This window comes from Pseudazoarcus sp. NS20 (genome assembly GCF_059703745.1).
In genome coordinates this window covers 384,782-401,290 of record NZ_BAAKIY010000004.1, presented here as the reverse complement: position 1 = coordinate 401,290, position 16,509 = coordinate 384,782, and the positions used below count along the sequence as shown (strand labels likewise).

Sequence of the window (16,509 nt, the reverse complement as noted above, 5' to 3'; positions counted from 1 at the left end):
GCCGCGCTGCGCTCGCAATGACGGCAAAAGGCCGTGTCGACCATTGCGGGCGTGCGTGAGGGAAGCATGTCGGGACCGGGTTCTGCGCCCGCCGGCATGCCAATCCATGCTAAGGTTTTGCCTTTCGACACGGGGTGTCCCGCCACACGCGGGGCTGAGATCACACCCGTCGAACCTGATCCAGCTCATACTGGCGAAGGGATGTCCCCCGCACCGGCTCGTGCGCGTCCTTTGCCAGCTTCGAACAAGGGAAACGCATGTCCAGCCAATCTGCCCCTCTCGCTCAACAACTCGTTCTCGTCACCGGCGCCGGTCGCGGCCTGGGTGCGCACATTGCGCGCGCGTTTCTGGCGCAGGGCGCAAAAGTTGTCGTCAATTACCTGAACAGCGCCAGCGCGGCCAATGACGTGGCCAGCACTGCGCCCGGCCAGGCGCTCGCCATTCAGGCCGACGTGTGCGATCCGGCCGCCGTACGCGAAATGCTCGAGCGCGCCCGCGCGCATTTCGGCCAGCCGGTAACCACCGTGGTGAACAACGCCTTGCCCGCCTTCCAGTTCAACGGCGATGCGCGCGAGCACGCCGACGCACTGCGTTGGGAGAGCGTTGCCCAGCAGATGCAGGGCGTGGTGCGCGGCGCGCTCAACTCCACGCAAATCGCGCTGCCCGGCATGCGCGAAGCGGGCTTTGGCCGCATCATCAACATCGGCACCAACCTGTTCCAGAACCCGGTGGTGCCGTACCACGACTACACCGCAGCCAAGGCCGCGCTGCTGTCGCTCACGCGTACGCTGTCGCAAGATCTGGGGCCGGACGGCATCACCGTGAACATGGTGTCCGGCGGCCTGCTGCGCACCACCGATGCCTCGGCCGCCACGCCGGAAGCGGTGTTCGACCTGATTGCCGCCAGCACGCCGCTGCGCCGCGTCACCACGCCTGAAGAATTCGCCGACGCCGTGCTGTTCTTCGCGTCGCCGTGGTCGCGTGCCGTCACCGGTCAGAATCTGGTGGTGGATGGCGGGCTGGTGAAGAACTGAGGCCGTGACCATGATGCACATCAACCTCTTCCTGTTCGGCTGCGGCCACCACAACGCCGCGTGGCGGCACCCGGCTTCGCCGGTCGAGCGCCTTGGCGACATCCGCTTTTATGAGGAAATGGCTCAGCTTGCCGAGCGCGGCAAGCTGGATGCGGTGTTTCTGGCCGACGGCCACGCCGCCAACAACCCCACCGACGGGCCGCGCTGGTTTCTCGAGCCGGTCACCATGCTCACCGCCATGGCGCGCGCCACGAGCCGCATCGGCGTGATCTGCACGGTGTCGAGCACCTTCTACACGCCGTTTCACGCGGCACGGCTGATCGGCTCGCTCGACCATATTTCGGGCGGGCGCGTGGGCTGGAACGTGGTCACCTCGATGTTCGACTCCGAGGCGCGCAACCACGGCTATGAAGCCATGCCCGGCCACGCCGAGCGTTACGCGCGTGCCGACGAGTTCATTCAGGCCGTGCTGGCACTGTGGGACAGCTGGGATGACGGTGCCATTCTCAACGACCGCCACGGCGACTACGCCGACGCCGCGCGCATCCGCAAGATCAACCACCACGGCCAGCACTTTCTGGTCGACGGCCCGCTCACCGTGCCGCGCCCGCCGCAGGGCCACCCGGTGCTGATCCAGGCCGGCGCCTCCGACCAAGGCCGCGCGCTGGCCGGCAAATACGCCGAAGCCATCTACGCCGTGGCCTACGACCTGCCCTCAGCGCAGGCGTACTACAGCTCGATTCGCGAAAGCGTGAAAGCCGCCGGACGCGACGCGCCGGTGCCCATCCTGCCGGGCCTCGTCACCTACGTGGGCTCGACGGAAGCCGAGGCCAAGGCCAAGCAGCGCGAGCTCGACGAGCTGCTGCCCACCGAAAGCTCGCTGCGGCAGCTGCAAATGTTCATCGACCAGGACTGCATGAGCTGGGAGCTCGACGCCCCCGTGCCGCCGCTGCCGCCGCTCGAAGCCTTCAAGGGCCCGAAGGGGCGCTACGCCACGGTGCTGCGCATCATCGAAACCGAGAAGCCCACGGTGCGCGAATTGCTGGGCCGTCTGGCGGCCGGCGGCGGCCACTGCACCATGGTCGGCACGCCCGAGCAGATCGCCGACAAGATGGAGCTTTGGTATCGCAACGGCGGCGCTGATGGCTTCAACCTCATGCCTCCGGCCGAGCCCGGCAGCGTCGAAGACTTCGTGGACCACGTCATTCCGGTGCTGCAAAAGCGCGGCCTGTTCCGCAAGGACTACGAGCACATCACACTGCGCGGCCATTTCGGCCTGGCCCGCCCGCCGCGCTCGCCGAGCCTGTAAGGCCCGACTTTTGCAACGTTGAACGGTACCTCTCGGGGTGCCGTTCCTTTTTGTCCACACCTCTTCTAGCTCACGCGCGATTACGCTAAAATGAGAACAATTCTCAATCCATAAAGCCAGCCAACCCGTCCCGGGCCAGCCAGCCACCGCCAGCGGAGGGCTCCGTGACGACCACCATTTCCCCACAGGCCGTGGCCGGCCTTTACAGCGAGCACCATCGCTGGCTGCATGGCTGGTTGCGCGGCAAGCTCAATTGCTCCGACCAAGCCGCCGATCTGGCCCACGACACCTTCGTGCGCCTGCTTGCCAAAGCGGAGCCCGAACCCCTGCGTGAACCGCGCGCCTATCTGACGACGATTGCCCACGGGCTGGTCGTTAACCACTGGCGCCGCAAGGCGCTGGAAAAGGCCTACCTAGAAGAGCTTGCGCTGCGCCCCGAGCCGCTGGCGCAGTCGCCCGAAGAGCACAGAATGGTGATCGAAGCGCTGGAAGAGATCGCGCGCCTGCTCGACGGACTGCCGGAACGCGTGCGCGAAATCTTCCTGCTGTCGCAGCTCGACGGCCTGACCTACGCCGCCATCGGCAAACGGATCGGCGTCAGCGTCAACGTGGTGCAGAAGGCCATGCTGCGGGCCACCGCGCATTGCTACAAAGCGCTCTACCACCCCACATGAGCACGCAGGGGCCACCCGATGGCTCGGCGCCGATGGCCGACGCCGTGCTGGATGAAGCCATCCGCTGGTTCGTGCTGCGCGCCTCCGGCGACATGTCGGCGGCTCACCATGTCGAGCTGGAACGCTGGCTGGCCGCCCACCCCGAACACACCCAGGCGTGGGAACGCCTGAACCAGATGGGCCAGCATCTGCAGCAAGGCCGTCAGATTGCGCCCGAGTTGGCGCGCGGCACGCTGCGCCGTGTCGGTCAGCGCAGCCGCCGCAAGGTGTTGGGCAAGCTGCTGTTCGTCGGGGCGGCGGGGTCGCTGCTGTGGCTCGCGCGCGATGAGCTGCGCGATCTGACGCATGCGGGCGAACTTCGCACCGCCACCGGACGGCGCCGCGCCGTCACGCTGGCGGACGGCACGCGCCTGCACCTGAATACCGCCACGGCCGTCGCTGTGCATGTGGATGCATCCAGCCGCCGCATCACGCTGCGCAGAGGCGAAATCGAAGTCAGCACCGCGCCCGACGCCAGCGGACGGCCGCTGTGGGTGGAAACCCCGCACGGGCGCCTCACCCCCGTGGGCACGCGCTTCACCGTCCACCTCACGGACACCCATACCCGGCTCGCCGTCACCGAAGGCGCCGTGGACGTACGCAGCCTGAACGCGCCCGAGGCGGCGCGCATCTTCGCCGGCAAGCAGACCGACTTCGACCACCGCCACGTTGCGCCACCCGAAGCGCTCGATGAAGCCCGCACGGCGTGGGCCAGCGGCATGCTGGTGGCGGCCGACCGGTCGCTCGCCGATCTGCTGGACGAACTCGCCCGCCATCGCCCCGGTTACCTGCACTGGTCGCCCGACGTGGCGCAGCTTCGTGTCACCGGCACGTGGCCGCTCACAACCGACAGCCCCACCGACGCCGTGCTGGCGTCTCTCGAACGGCGCCTGCCGATCCGCATCCAGTACGTGACGCGCTACTGGGTCAAGGTTTCCGCGCGCTGACACGGCGCAATGCGCCGACTTTCGAAGTCGTCCAAAAAAAATTGGCAGGTTTTTTCTTCTCGTTGGGCATAGGGGTCAGAAACCTCGATTCCTCAGCTTTCCGGCTGTGGAGCAGATCCATGACCTTGACGAGAAAATCCGATGACGCCCCGAACACAATCCACGCCCCCTCGGCACCGTTTCACCCCGCTTGCCCGCGCTTTGCTATTGGCATTTCTGGGGGCAGCCAGCGTACCCGGCATGGCGGCGCCCACGCAGGCAGCCGGCCAACAGGCCGCGCAGCGCTTCGACATTCCGGCCGGCAACCTCGATCAGGCGCTGAGCCGCTTCGGCCAGCAGGCGGGGGTACAGCTCGCGGTGGACGCCAAGCTTACCGCCGGGCTGAACAGCCCTGGCGCGCGGGGCGCCTTGACGCATGACGAGGCGCTGCGGCAACTGCTGGACGGCACCGGGCTGGAAGCCGTGCGCGACGGCAACGGCGAATACACCCTGCAGCCACGCCCGACCAAACCGGTCACGCTCGGCGCCATCACCGTCTCCGCCAACCAGCTTGGCGAGATCACCGAAGGCACCAACACCTACACTACGGGCGCCATCGCCACCGCCACGCGCCTGGTGCTGACCCCGCGCGAAACCCCTCAGTCCATCAGCGTCATCACGCGCAACGAGATGGATGATTTCCAGCTCACCTCCATCGACAAAGTGATGGAGCACACGCCCGGCATCAGCATCCTGACGTACGACAGCGAGCGCACGGTGTACTTCGCACGCGGCTTCGCCATCAACAACTTCCAGTACGACGGTATTCCGATGGAGCGGGACTCCGGCTATTCGGCCGGCAACACGCTCAGCGACACGGCCATCTACGACCGCATCGAGGTGCTCAAGGGTGCCACCGGCCTGCTCACCGGCAGCGGCGACCCCGGCGCCACCATCAACCTGGTGCGCAAGAAACCCACGCGTGAATTCCAGGGCCATGTCAGCGTCGGCGCCGGGTCGTGGGACAACTACCGCACCGAGATCGATGTATCCGGCCCCATCAATACAGCCGGCAGCCTGCGCGGGCGCGCGGTGGTGGCCTATCAGGACCGTGAATCGCACCTTGATGGCTACCGGCGCAAGACGCCGCTGTTCTACGGCATTCTCGAAGCCGATCTCAGCCCCGACACGCTGCTGACGATCGGCGCGGATTACCAGGACAACAAGCCCACGCGCTCGACCTGGGGCGGCATCCCGATCTACGACACCAACGGCAACTTCAACAAGCGCTCGCGCTCGTTCAACAATGGCGCCAAATGGAGCCGTTGGGAGCAATACACCCGCACGGCCTTTGCCACGCTGGAGCACTACTGGGCCAACGACTGGGTGACCAAGCTGCAGCTCAACCACCAGATCAACGGCTACGACGCGCCACTGGGCGCCGTGGGTGGCGGCAACCCCGACCCCTCCAACGGCTCCGGCACCAGCATGTGGGTCGGCCGCTACGTCGGCAAGACACGCGCCAACGCAGCCGACTTTTACGCCAGCGGCCCCTTCGAGTTGTTCGGGCGCAAGCATGAACTGGTGCTCGGCGGCGGCATCAACCACCGACGCTGGACCAACAAGGGTGATGGCCCCAACGTGGGGTATCCGACCGGTGTCGGCAACTACTACGGTTGGGATGGCAACGTACCCGAACCGGACTGGAACGACCCGGCCGCATGGCACGGCGAAAACGACGAGACCACGCGCGAACGCGGCCTGTACACCACCGCTCGCTGGAACCTGCGCGACGACCTGAAGCTCATCACCGGTGCCCGCATCTCGAGCTACGAGCGCGAAACCATGAAGGAATCCGGCGTCGTCGTGCCCTACCTCGGCGTGGTGTATGACCTGAACGACACCTACTCGGTGTATGCCAGCTACACCGGCATTTTCAAGCCACAGAACAACCGCGACGAATCGGGCAGCGCGCTCGATCCGCGGGAAGGCACCAACATCGAAGCCGGGGTGAAAGGTGCATTCTTCAACGGCCGCCTGAACGCCAGCGCTGCCGTGTTCCAGCTTGAACAGGACAACTTCGCCCAGGCCACCGGCGGCCTCACCCCCGACGGCGGCACGGCCTACCGCGCCATCAACGGCGTCAAGACCAAAGGCTACGAACTGGAGCTTTCAGGGCGTCTGAACGAATACTGGAACCTGCACGCGGGCTACAGCCACAGCGTCTCGCGCCGCCAGGGCGAGAAGGTCTCCACGCTTGCGCCGGCCAATCAGGTCATGCTGTTCGCCACCTACCGCCCGTGGGGTGAAAGCAGCCGCCTGACCCTCGGTGGCGGCGGCCGCTGGCAGGACAAGACCTGGGGCGACGTGTCGAACCCCGCAGCCGGCGGCACGGTCAAGCACACCGTCGACGACTACTGGGTGTTCGATGCCATGGCCACCTACCGCTTCGACGACAAGCTCACCGGCTCACTCACCATCAACAACCTGTTCGACAAGAAGTACTACACCATCTTCGACGCCTACAGCACCTACACCTGGGGCGAACCACGCAGCGTTAACGTCTCGCTCAAGTACGCCTTCTGACGCACAACACCCCACAGGGCCCGACCGGACATCCGTACCGGTCGGGCCCTGTGCCGTTGACGCCCCCCCTTCGAACCATCAGAATGATAACTATTCTCATAAATACATAGCCAGCCAACCCGCCCGGGCCAGCCAGCGCATCCATCTCCAGGAGCAACGCGTGAGCACGGCCGCCCGACCCACCGACCCTGTCGGCACCCTGTACGCCGAACACAATGGCTGGCTCCAGACGTGGTTGCGCAAGAAGCTCGGTTGCTCGCACCGTGCGGCCGACTTCGCGCATGACACCTTCCTGCGCATGCTGATGCGTGACGATGTCAGCGCATTGCGCGAGCCGCGCGCCTTCCTCACCACCATCGCCCGCAATCTGGTCGCCGACCACTGGCGGCGGCAGGAACTGGAGCGCGCCTACCTGGACGCGCTGGCCGTGCTGCCCGAGCCCGAGCACCCCTCCCCCGAGGAATGCCTGCTGGTGATCGAGAAGCTGCTGCATGTCGACCGCTGCCTGTCCGGCCTGCCCATGCTCACTCGCCACATTTTCCTGCGCTCGCAACTGGACGGTTTGAACTACACGAGCATCGCGACTGAACAGGGCATTTCCCTGGCCACCGTGAAACGCCATATGAGCCGTGCGTTTCTGGCGTGCCTGAGCGTCGAATGACCCCTCGCGAGCACACCCCGGACATCGACCCAAGCGCCCTGCGGGAGGCCGCCGACTGGCTGACGCGCCTGCACGGTGACGATGTCAGCCCCGCGAAATGGGCGGAGATGGAGCGCTGGCGCACGGCTTGCCCGATGCATGCGCGCGCCTGGCAACGTGCCGAACACCTGCTCGGCTCGCTGCGAGACTTGCCCGCCGCACCAGCGCGCGCGGCACTTGAACGGCCCGACCCGCGCCGCCGTCAAATGCTGCGCATGGCCTTGCTGCCGGCATTGCCGGCCGGCTGGCTGGCATGGCAACACGCCACCACGGATGGTGAGCGCTGGCACACCGCCGCCGGCGAACAGCGGGATGTCACCCTGGCCGACGGCACGCAGTTGCTGCTCAATACCGCCACCGACATCCGGGTGCGCTTCGATGCCGCCACCCGCCTCATCCAGCTCCGTCGGGGCGAAATTCTGGTCACCAGCGCGCCTGACATCCTGGCCGTGCCACGGCCGCTGGTCGTCGCCACTGCCGACGGCACGGCGCGCCCCATCGGCACGCGCTTCTCTGCACGCCGCGCTGAAGGCGACACGTTCAGCGAAGTCGCGGTATTCGAAGGTGAGGTCGAGATCGAATCCCGCGGCCGCCACAGCCGCATCGGCGGAGGGCAGCGCGTGCGCTTCGGCCCGCACGGCCCGGACACGCCGGTCACGCTCGATGCGGTACGTGACGCGGCATGGATCAACGGCATGATCGTCGCGCACGGCATGCGCCTCGCGGACCTCGTGGCCGAGCTCGGGCGCTACCGCCCCGGAGTGCTGCGCTGCCACCCCGGCGTGGCCGATCTGCGTGTCTCCGGCACCTTTCCCGCGCTGGAGCCCGAACGCAGCCTCAAGCTGCTGGCCGCCAGCTTCCCGCTACAGGTACGTCAGCGCACCCGCTACTGGGTCACTCTGGAAGCGGCCTGATACCTTTTTCCGTTTCGTCCGTCGTGCTCTTTGAAAACCCGAAACACGCGACGAAAGGAGAATCACCGTGTCGAACACCCCGCCCGTCCGGCTGCGGCCCAAGGCGCTTGCACTGGCCGTACTGCTGGCCACCGGACTCCCTGCATTCAGCGCCCTCGCGCAAGCACCGCAAGCACAGCAGGCGCACACCTACAGCATTGCCCCGGGCCCGCTCGAAGACGTGCTGACGCGTTTCACCGCCGCCGCCGGCATCGCGATTTCCTTCGACCCGGCGCTCGTCGCAGGCCTGCGCAGCAACGGCCTGAACGGCGGCTACACCGGCGAAGAGGGCCTGGCCGTGCTGCTGCAGGGCACCGGCCTCGAAGCCGTGCAAGGTCGTGACGGCTACCAGCTCCGGCGCATCCCGCAACAGGCCGCTCAACTGGCCCCGGTGACCGTGACCGGCGGCATTCTCGGTGATCTGCTGCCGGCCTATGCGGGCAGGCAAGTTGCCACGGGTGGCAGCCTGGGGCTGCTGGGCGCCACCGACGTGATGGACTCCCCCTTCAGCAGCACCAACTACACCGCCGAACTGTTGCATGACCAGCAGGCGCGCACGTTGGCGGATGTGGTGGTGAACGACGCCTCGGTGCGCACCACCACATCCACCGGCGGCTTCGGCGAAGATTTCCAGATCCGCGGCTTTGCCGTGGGCAGCGGCGACGTGAGCGTCAACGGCCTGTATGGCCTGGTGTCGTCCAGCCGCGTGCCGGTGCAGATCGTCGACCGCGTCGAAGTACTCAAAGGGCCGGGCACGCTGATACGCGGCATTCCACCGGGCGGCAGCGTGGGCGGCAGCATCAACATCGTAACCAAGCGCGCGCCCGACGAACCGCTCAACCGCATCACCCTGTCGCACACCGGCGCATCGAACATCACCGCCGCAGCCGAAGTCAGCCGCCGCTACGGTGAAGACAAAGCCTGGGGCATTCGCCTGAACGCCGTCGAGCGCGGTGGCGAAGCCACCATCGAAGATGGCAAGCAGAACCTCGGCATGGCCGCGGTGGGGGTGGATTACCGCGGTGACCGAGTGCGCTGGTCGATGGACGCCATCCATCAGGAAGACGAAATCGAGGGTTTCCGCCCGCAGATCGGTTTTCTCGGCAGCGTCACCAAACTGCCGTCCGCCCCCGATGGCGACACGGACTTCTACCCCGGCACCCGCCTGACCCAGCGCGACAGCACCCTCATGTCGCGTCTGGAGTACGACTTCAGCGACACCGTGACGGGGCACGTCGCCATGGGCTACCGTGAGGGTCGCGTGCGGCAGATATTCCCCAACTCCAGCGCGGCGGAGCGCGCCGATGCTGACGGCAATTTCACGGTCAGGACCACGTTTTACGACTCCTACTCCAAGACCTTCAGCAGTGACGCCGGCCTGAGTTCCTGGCTCAAGACCGGCAGCGTTGACCATCGGCTGGCGCTGGGCGTGACGCACATGAACCAGGAGAACGGCAACGCCTACACAGCGGGGACGCCCGGCGTGCCATCCAACATCTACAACCCGACGCCGCTGCCCCCAGGGCCCGCCCAGCGCCCCTCGCCCCGACGCGCTTCGGAAACCCAACTCACCAGCGTGGCCCTTGCCGACACCATGTACTTCGCCGACGGCCGCGTGCTGCTGACGCTGGGCGCCCGCCACCAGACGGTCGATGTGGAAAGCGTGGGCAGCAGAGGTTATCGCGCCAGCGCGGTATCACCGGTTGCGGGCCTCGTCATCAAACCCCGCCACAACGTCTCGCTGTACGCCAACTTCACCGAGGGTCTGACACGGGGCACTATCGTCGGCGCCACCTACGCCAACGTCGGGCAGGTGCTGGCGCCTTACAAATCCAAGCAGCACGAGGCCGGCGTGAAGGTCGACTGGGGCAAAGTCACCACCACCGCTGCGGTGTATCAGATCACTCGGCCGGCAGGCTACGCCGATGCAAACAACATCTACGATTACTTCGGTGAACAACGCAACCGTGGTCTTGAATTGACCGCCTACGGAGAAGTCCGCCACGGCTTGCGCCTGATGGCCAGCGCCGCATTCATGCAAGGCGAGCTCACCAAGACACAGAACGGCGTGAATGAGGGCAATCGTGCCGCGGGCGTACCGCGCCGCACCTTCAACCTCGGCGCAGACTGGGACACGCCTTGGGTGCGGGGCCTGAGCCTCAACGCCCGCGCCATCCACACCTCGGACATGTACCTCGACAACGACAACATCGTCAGCCTTCCGAGCGTGACTCGCTACGACCTTGGAGCACGCTTCCGCACCGTCATCGCCGGCAAGCAGACGGTGCTGCGCGCCACCGTCGAAAACGTTGCCGACAAGCGCTACTGGCTGGCGGCTGGCACCTACGCCACGCACGCTGCAGGGCGCACGCTGACGCTTTCAGCCAGCGTCGACTTCTGAGCCACCGCAGATCTGCACACGGCCCGACCGAGCCCTAGCGCCCGGTCGGGCCGTGTTGCGTTTGACGTCACCACCTCATTTCCAACACAATGAGAACAATTCTCAGTCTGAAATAGCCAGCCAACCCGCCCCGGGCCAGCCAGCGCTCCCGTACTCCGGAGAATCACGTGAGCACCGCTGCCCCCATCCAAGACCACATCACCACCCTGTACACCGAGCATCACGGCTGGTTGCAGAGTTGGTTGCGCAAGAAATTGAACTGCAGTCATCACGCCGCCGACCTCGCGCAGGAGACCTTCCTGAAGCTGATGACCGGCCGTGGTGCCGCCGCGGCGCGAGAGCCGCGCGCGCTGCTGACGCACATCGCCAAATGCCTTGTGGTGGATCACTGGCGCCGCCAGGAAGTCGAGCGCGCCTACCTCGACAGCATTGCGCACCTGCCCGAGCCGCAAGCCCCTTCGCCCGAATCGCAACTGCTGGTGATCGAAGCCATCCTGCGTGTGGACACCATGCTTTCGGGCCTTGCGCCGCGCACGCGCGAAATGTTCCTGCTGGCGCAGCTCGAAGGGCTCACGCTGGCAGAGATCGCCGAGCGCACCGGCACGCCGGTGATCACCGTGCGCCGCCACATCCAGAAGGCCTTGCTGGCCTGCATGACGGCACTCTGATGTCGCCCCTGTCGAACGCCTCCCCGCCCGACAACGCCCTGCTGCAAGAGGCTGTCGAATGGGCCACCACCTTGCACTACGACTCGCCCAGCGACACCGAGCGCCGCGCTTTCGAGCGTTGGCGCGCGCGCAGCGCGGCGCATGAAGCCGCGTGGGCGCGTGTGCAGTCGGTGTTCCACGCCTTTGAACCCATCGACGACACGACCGGCAAGGCCACGCTGAATACGCTGCAGCGTTCGCGCCGCCGCAACCTGCGCACGCTGGGCGCCTTGCTGGTGGCCGGGCCGGCCGGGTGGCTCGCGTGGCAACAGGCGCCGTGGCAAAGCTGGACAAGCGACGTGGCCACCGCCACCGGCGAGCGCAGGCATGTCGAACTTCCGGACGGCTCCATGCTGGTGCTCAACAGCGCCAGTGCGGTGAACATCCACTTCGATGCCGACACGCGGCGCATCCGCCTGGTCGAAGGCGAGGTGCTCGTCACCACCCGCCCCGACCCGCGCCCCTTCGTGATCGAAACGCCGCAAGGCCTTGCCCGCGCCCTCGGCACGCGCTTCAGCGTGCGCCGGCTCGACGCACATTCGGTGCGCGTTGCGGTGTTCGAGAAAGCCGTGCGTGTCGAGCCGCTCGGCGCCGCCACGCACACCCTGAATGCCGGACAGCAGGCCGACTTCGACCTCACGGGCATTCGGGCACACGCCACGGTGCAAGCCAACGCCGCGCTGTGGGAGCACGGCATGCTGCTGGCGCGCGACATGCCGCTGGCCGACGTGCTGTTTGAGCTGGGCCGCTACCGGCGCGGCGTGCTGCGCTGCCACCCGGACGTGGCGCAGTTGCGCGTCTCCGGCGCCATCTCGCTCGACGACACCGATTCGGCGCTCACCGTGCTGGCCGAATCACTGCCGCTGCGTATCGAGCGCGTGACCGGGTTGTGGGTCACGGTCAGCCCCCTATGAGCGCAGCGCACAAAATTTTTCGCCCTGGATGATCACATTTCGCGTCTCGCACGGCGCACACAGGAAGGCCTCGTTTGCATCAACCGAGCCCCACCTCGAAACCGCCTGCGAAAGGACGCAATGACATGACCGCGACACCCCAGCACCGCCCGTTGCCACGGCGGCGCACCGCCCCAGCATCGGCGCCCCCGCGCACCTCTGCCCGCCTGATGGCCCTTGCCCTGCACACCGCACTCGGCGGTGCACTACTGGCCGGCATCGCGCCTGCGCCGGCCATCGCACAGGAAGCCCCCGCGCAGCGCCAATACGCCATCGCCGCCGGGCCGCTCGGCAACGTGCTGGCCGAATACGCCGCCAGCAGCGGCGTGCAGCTCGTTTTCGACCCGGCCGCGCTGCAAGGCCTGAACAGCCCCGGCCTGAACGGCCGCTTCGCCTTGCGCGAAGGCTTCGACGCGCTGCTGGCCGGCAGCGGCTGGCAGGCCGTGCCGCGTGCCGGCAACGCCTGGGCGCTGCAGAAAAACCCCGTCGCCACGCTGGGTACGGTCACCGTCACCGACAGCGTGCCACGCCACGCCAGTGCCCTGCCCGAGGCCTATGCCGGCGGGCAAGTGGCGCGCGGCGGCCGTGTCGGCCTGCTGGGCAACCGCGACGCGCTCGACACGCCGTTCAGCGCCACGCAGTACACCGCCAAGCTCATCGAAGATCAGCAGGCGCAGAACATCGGCGACGTGCTGGTGAACGACCCGAGCATCCGCAACACCTATTCGCGCGGCGCCGGGCGGGATGAATTCAACATCCGCGGCTTCACGCTGTTCAACTACGACGTGGCCTACAACGGCCTGTACGGCATCTCGCCGCGTAACTCCAGCACGCTGATCGGCATCGAGCGGGTGGAAGTGCTGCGCGGCCCCAATGCCTTGCTCAACGGCATGGCGCCGTATGGCTCCGTGGGCGGCGCGATCAATCTCGTGCCCAAACGCGCCGGAGCCGACCCGCTCAACCGCCTCACCCTGTCGTACATTGACGATGGGCAGATCGGCACCCACCTTGATGTGGCCCGCCGCTATGGCGAACAGCAAGAATGGGGCGTGCGCTTCAACGGCATGTACCGCTCCGGCGATCTGCCGATGAAAGGCTCGAAGGAAAAGCTCAACGCCTTCTCGCTGGGGATCGACTACCGGGGCGAACGGCTGCGCGCCGAGCTCGACATCAACCAGCAAGACCGCCTCACCCATGCGCGCAGCGGCCTGCTCTTCCCACCCGATTCGGGCACCCGCATCGGCTCGGCTCCCGACGCCAAGGGCAACTTCTTTCCCGACTGGACATACTGGGACGCCAAGGAGCAATCCATCTCCACGCGTGTGGAATTCGACCTCAATGACGACTGGACGGCGTTTGGCGCGCTCGGCTACATGCGCTACGACTTCAGCAGCCTGCAGGCCAACTGGTTGATGCTGGACGACCAGGGCAACATCGGCGCCCGCCCGACGCGGCTGCGCGAAGAGGTCGACACGCTGACCGGCGAAGTAGGTCTGCGGGGCCGCTTCTACACCGGCTCGGTCAAACACGAGCCGGTGCTGAGCATGAGTTACTTCGGGCTTGAACAAGGGCAGCAGCGGGTCAACGGCGGCATCGTGATGTCGAATATCTACAACCCTGTTGACCTCGCCCGCCCCAACCTGGCTCTGCCCTCGGGCACGCCCAAGGTGCGCGACATTCGCCTGCGCAGCGTCGCACTGGCCGATACGCTGTCGTTCAACGACGACCAAGTGCAACTCACGCTCGGTCTGCGCCATCAACAAGTGGTGTCGAACGACTTCAACGGCACTACGGGTGCGCGTACCAGCCATTACGACCGCTCCGCCGTCACGCCGTCCGTGGGCGTGGTCTTCAAACCCACCGAGCAGTTGTCGCTGTACGCCAACTACATTGAGGGCCTCAGCCTAGGTCCGACCCCGCCGATCGGCGTAACCAATGACGAAGAACGCTTCCCGCCGATGAAGACCAAGCAGTTCGAGATCGGCGCCAAACGCGACTTCGGGCGTTTCAGCACGACGCTGTCAGCGTTTCAGATCGAGCTCCCCAGCGGCCTAACCGACGCGGCGACCAACACGTTCAAAGTCGACGGCGAGCAACGTAACCGCGGTATCGAACTGCTGTTCCAGGGCGAAGTGCGCCACGACGTCCGTTTGCTCGCCGGTGCCACATGGACGCAGGCCGAACTCGTCAAGACTGAAGACGGCACCAACGACGGCAAAGTGGCGCCGGCCGTGCCGAAGATCCAGTTCAACCTTTCGGGTGAATGGGACACCTCGTTCCTGCCGGGTGCGACGCTCACCGCACGTCTGCTGCACACCGGCTCGCAGTACGTCGATGCGTCTAACACCCAGAAGCTGCCCGACTGGACGCGCTTTGACCTCGGTGCCCGCTACACCTTCAAGGCCGGCGACACGCCCCTCACCGTGCGCGCCACCGTCGAGAACGTGTTCGACAAGAACTACTGGCAATCCGCCGCCCGCGAAGGGCTGACGGTAGGCGCCCCGCGTACCCTGCTGCTGTCGGTGTCCGCCGACTTCTGAGGCAGCTCGCAACACGCAGACGGCCCCATACGGCAACCCTGCCGCATGGGGCCGTTTTTCGTTTGACGACAGCCCTGCCCATGCCACACAATGAGAACAATTCTCAGTATTAACAAAGCCAGCCACCCCGTTCAGGGCCAGCCAGCGCTCCCGTCCTCCGGAGAACCCCGTGAGCACCGCTGCCCGTCACACCGACCCCGCTGGGGCCCTGTACACCGAACACAATGGCTGGCTGCAAGGCTGGCTGCGCAAGAAGCTGGGTTGCACCCACCGCGCGGCGGACATGGCGCACGACACCTTCCTGCGCCTGCTCGAACGTGACGAAACGCTCGCGCTGCGCGAGCCTCGGGCTTTTCTCACCACCGTGGCCAAGGGGCTGGTGGCCAACCATTTCCGCCGCATGAAAGTGGAGCAGGCATGGCTCGACACGCTGGCCCACCTGCCCGAAGCCCAAGAGCCCTCCCCCGAATTTCGCGCCGAATTGATCGAAACGCTGGTGGAAATCGACCGCCGCCTCGATGCACTGGGCGCTCTGGTGCGTCGCGCCTTCCTGCTGTCACAGCTCGACGGCCTGCCGCAGGCCGAGATCGCGGCACAACTCGGTGTCTCGGTGCCGACCGTGAAACGCTACGTCGCCAAAGCGCTCGTGGCCTGCTGCTTCGACAATGAAGCCTGATTGCGCATCCCGGCGGCAACGCATCCGCCAGCAGGCCGCCATGTGGCTGCTCGATCTGCAGGCCGATGGCGGCGATGCCGGAGTGCGCGCGCGCTGGCAGCGCTGGCTGGACGCTTCGCCGGAACATCAACAAGCCTGGCAGGCCATGGAGGCCTTCAGCGCGCGCATGCAGCAGCTCCCGCCAGGGCTGGGCCACGCCGCCTTGGCGCCGGGCAAATCCAGACGGCGCGTGCTCAAGACAATGGCCGTGATGCTCGGGGCGGGCGCTACCGCCTGGCTGGCTCAGGAGTCCGGTCAATTGCCGCGCTTCACCGCACAGTTGCGTACCCGGCCCGGTGAGCGGCGCCAAGTGACGCTGGCCGATGGCAGCCTGATCGAGCTCAATTCCGATACCGCGCTGGACATGCACTTCGACGCAAGCGCCCGCCGGCTGGTGCTGCATCACGGTGAAATCCTCATCACCACCGCGCCCGAAGCCGCCGCCCGGCCATTTTTCGTCGATGCTCCGCAGGGGCGCGCCCGCGCGCTCGGCACGCACTACTCCGTGCGTACCGACTCGGGTCCGAACGGTGCGCTCACGCACGTGGCCGTGTATGCCGGCGCCGTGTCCATCGAGCCGCGCCGCGGCGGCACCTCACAACCGCTCGTCCTGCGCGCAGGCCAGCAGACCCACTTCAACGAGGTCGAGGCGGACACACCGACCAGCGCCCGCCCTTCCGACACGGCGTGGGCACGCGGCATCCTGGTGGCGGAAGACATGCCGCTTGCGGCCTTTCTCGCCGAGTTCTCACGCTTGACCGGCCTCAGCGTGCACTGCGACCCCACGCTGACCGGATTGAAAGTCAGCGGCACCTATCCGCTGGCGGATGCCGACGCAGCACTCGACGTGCTGGCGGCGGCACTCGGACTCCACCTGGAGCGGCGGCAGCGCTGGTGGGGCCGCGTGGAAGCGCGCTTCATGCCGGCCTGAGCCTTGCCACAGGCCCGCCGGCGGTCTTTTTGCATGCCGGG

General features: G+C 66.6%; 13 protein-coding genes and 1 riboswitch. All 13 genes read left to right on the top strand.

Translation table 11 applies throughout. The annotated features are described in order from the left end of the window. The first annotated feature begins 120 nt into the window (after nt 1-120). Nucleotides 121-219: riboswitch (TPP riboswitch) on the top strand. A 38-nt stretch (nt 220-257) separates the two neighbouring features. The 13 genes from AC6H0W_RS13695 to AC6H0W_RS13635 all read left to right on the top strand — a co-directional run bounded on the left by AC6H0W_RS13695 (nt 258) and on the right by AC6H0W_RS13635 (nt 16,468). Beyond that, entirely contained in the window at nt 258-1,034 is a 777-nt protein-coding gene (locus AC6H0W_RS13695) for a 3-oxoacyl-ACP reductase (RefSeq protein WP_497577738.1), read from the top strand. Between the two features lie 10 nt (nt 1,035-1,044). Beyond that, nucleotides 1,045-2,343 (top strand): LLM class flavin-dependent oxidoreductase, encoded by a 1,299-nt coding sequence (locus AC6H0W_RS13690; RefSeq protein ID WP_497577737.1) that lies wholly within the window; start codon nt 1,045-1,047, stop codon nt 2,341-2,343. A gap of 164 nt (nt 2,344-2,507) precedes the next feature. Next, nucleotides 2,508-3,017: a sigma-70 family RNA polymerase sigma factor gene (locus AC6H0W_RS13685; protein ID WP_497577735.1), complete on the top strand. Its 510-nt coding sequence runs from the start codon at nt 2,508-2,510 to the stop codon at nt 3,015-3,017. Beyond that, a complete protein-coding gene (locus AC6H0W_RS13680) occupies nt 3,014-4,003 on the top strand; it encodes a FecR domain-containing protein (RefSeq protein ID WP_497577734.1) in 990 nt (329 codons plus the stop codon). Before AC6H0W_RS13685 ends, AC6H0W_RS13680 begins: the two co-directional genes overlap by 4 nt. Before the next feature lie 141 nt (nt 4,004-4,144). Further along, on the top strand, nt 4,145-6,568 hold the full coding sequence (locus AC6H0W_RS13675; protein WP_497577733.1) for a TonB-dependent siderophore receptor: 2,424 nt from the start codon (nt 4,145-4,147) through the stop codon (nt 6,566-6,568). Between the two features lie 160 nt (nt 6,569-6,728). Next, nucleotides 6,729-7,229, top strand: coding sequence for a sigma-70 family RNA polymerase sigma factor (locus AC6H0W_RS13670; RefSeq protein WP_497577732.1), 501 nt, complete (start codon nt 6,729-6,731; stop codon nt 7,227-7,229). Further along, nucleotides 7,226-8,182 carry a FecR domain-containing protein gene (locus tag AC6H0W_RS13665; protein ID WP_497577731.1) on the top strand — a complete coding sequence of 319 codons (957 nt, stop codon included), beginning with the start codon at nt 7,226-7,228 and terminating at the stop codon, nt 8,180-8,182. The genes AC6H0W_RS13670 and AC6H0W_RS13665 overlap by 4 nt, the downstream gene beginning before the upstream one ends. A 67-nt stretch (nt 8,183-8,249) precedes the next feature. Continuing rightward, nucleotides 8,250-10,622, top strand: a complete 2,373-nt coding sequence (locus tag AC6H0W_RS13660) for a TonB-dependent siderophore receptor (RefSeq protein ID WP_497577730.1) — start codon at nt 8,250-8,252, stop codon at nt 10,620-10,622. Between the two features lie 167 nt (nt 10,623-10,789). Then, the gene (locus AC6H0W_RS13655) at nt 10,790-11,290 is read left to right on the top strand and encodes a sigma-70 family RNA polymerase sigma factor (RefSeq protein WP_497577729.1); all 501 of its coding nucleotides are present in this window, start codon (nt 10,790-10,792) and stop codon (nt 11,288-11,290) included. Next, nucleotides 11,290-12,243: a FecR domain-containing protein gene (locus AC6H0W_RS13650; RefSeq protein ID WP_497577728.1), complete on the top strand. Its 954-nt coding sequence runs from the start codon at nt 11,290-11,292 to the stop codon at nt 12,241-12,243. Before AC6H0W_RS13655 ends, AC6H0W_RS13650 begins: the two co-directional genes overlap by 1 nt. 125 nt (nt 12,244-12,368) lie before the next feature. Then, nucleotides 12,369-14,822 carry a TonB-dependent siderophore receptor gene (locus tag AC6H0W_RS13645; RefSeq protein WP_497577727.1) on the top strand — a complete coding sequence of 818 codons (2,454 nt, stop codon included), beginning with the start codon at nt 12,369-12,371 and terminating at the stop codon, nt 14,820-14,822. Between the two features lie 169 nt (nt 14,823-14,991). Further along, the gene (locus tag AC6H0W_RS13640; protein ID WP_497577726.1) at nt 14,992-15,498 is read left to right on the top strand and encodes a sigma-70 family RNA polymerase sigma factor; all 507 of its coding nucleotides are present in this window, start codon (nt 14,992-14,994) and stop codon (nt 15,496-15,498) included. 40 nt (nt 15,499-15,538) lie between these two features. Next, complete coding sequence (locus AC6H0W_RS13635) at nt 15,539-16,468, top strand: FecR domain-containing protein (RefSeq protein WP_497577725.1); 930 nt, start codon at nt 15,539-15,541, stop codon at nt 16,466-16,468. Nucleotides 16,469-16,509 lie beyond the last annotated feature (41 nt).

What these genes read in the sequence shown, in the direction of transcription:
- AC6H0W_RS13680 (WP_497577734.1), top strand. Translation starts at nt 3,014, where the DNA reads ATGAGCACGCAGGGGCCACCCGATGGCTCGGCGCCGATGGCCGACGCC.
- AC6H0W_RS13665 (WP_497577731.1), top strand. Translation starts at nt 7,226, where the DNA reads ATGACCCCTCGCGAGCACACCCCGGACATCGACCCAAGCGCCCTGCGG.
- AC6H0W_RS13690 (WP_497577737.1), top strand. Translation starts at nt 1,045, where the DNA reads ATGATGCACATCAACCTCTTCCTGTTCGGCTGCGGCCACCACAACGCC.
- AC6H0W_RS13675 (WP_497577733.1), top strand. Translation starts at nt 4,145, where the DNA reads ATGACGCCCCGAACACAATCCACGCCCCCTCGGCACCGTTTCACCCCG.
- AC6H0W_RS13635 (WP_497577725.1), top strand. Translation starts at nt 15,539, where the DNA reads ATGTGGCTGCTCGATCTGCAGGCCGATGGCGGCGATGCCGGAGTGCGC.
- AC6H0W_RS13645 (WP_497577727.1), top strand. Translation starts at nt 12,369, where the DNA reads ATGACCGCGACACCCCAGCACCGCCCGTTGCCACGGCGGCGCACCGCC.
- AC6H0W_RS13695 (WP_497577738.1), top strand. Translation starts at nt 258, where the DNA reads ATGTCCAGCCAATCTGCCCCTCTCGCTCAACAACTCGTTCTCGTCACC.
- AC6H0W_RS13650 (WP_497577728.1), top strand. Translation starts at nt 11,290, where the DNA reads ATGTCGCCCCTGTCGAACGCCTCCCCGCCCGACAACGCCCTGCTGCAA.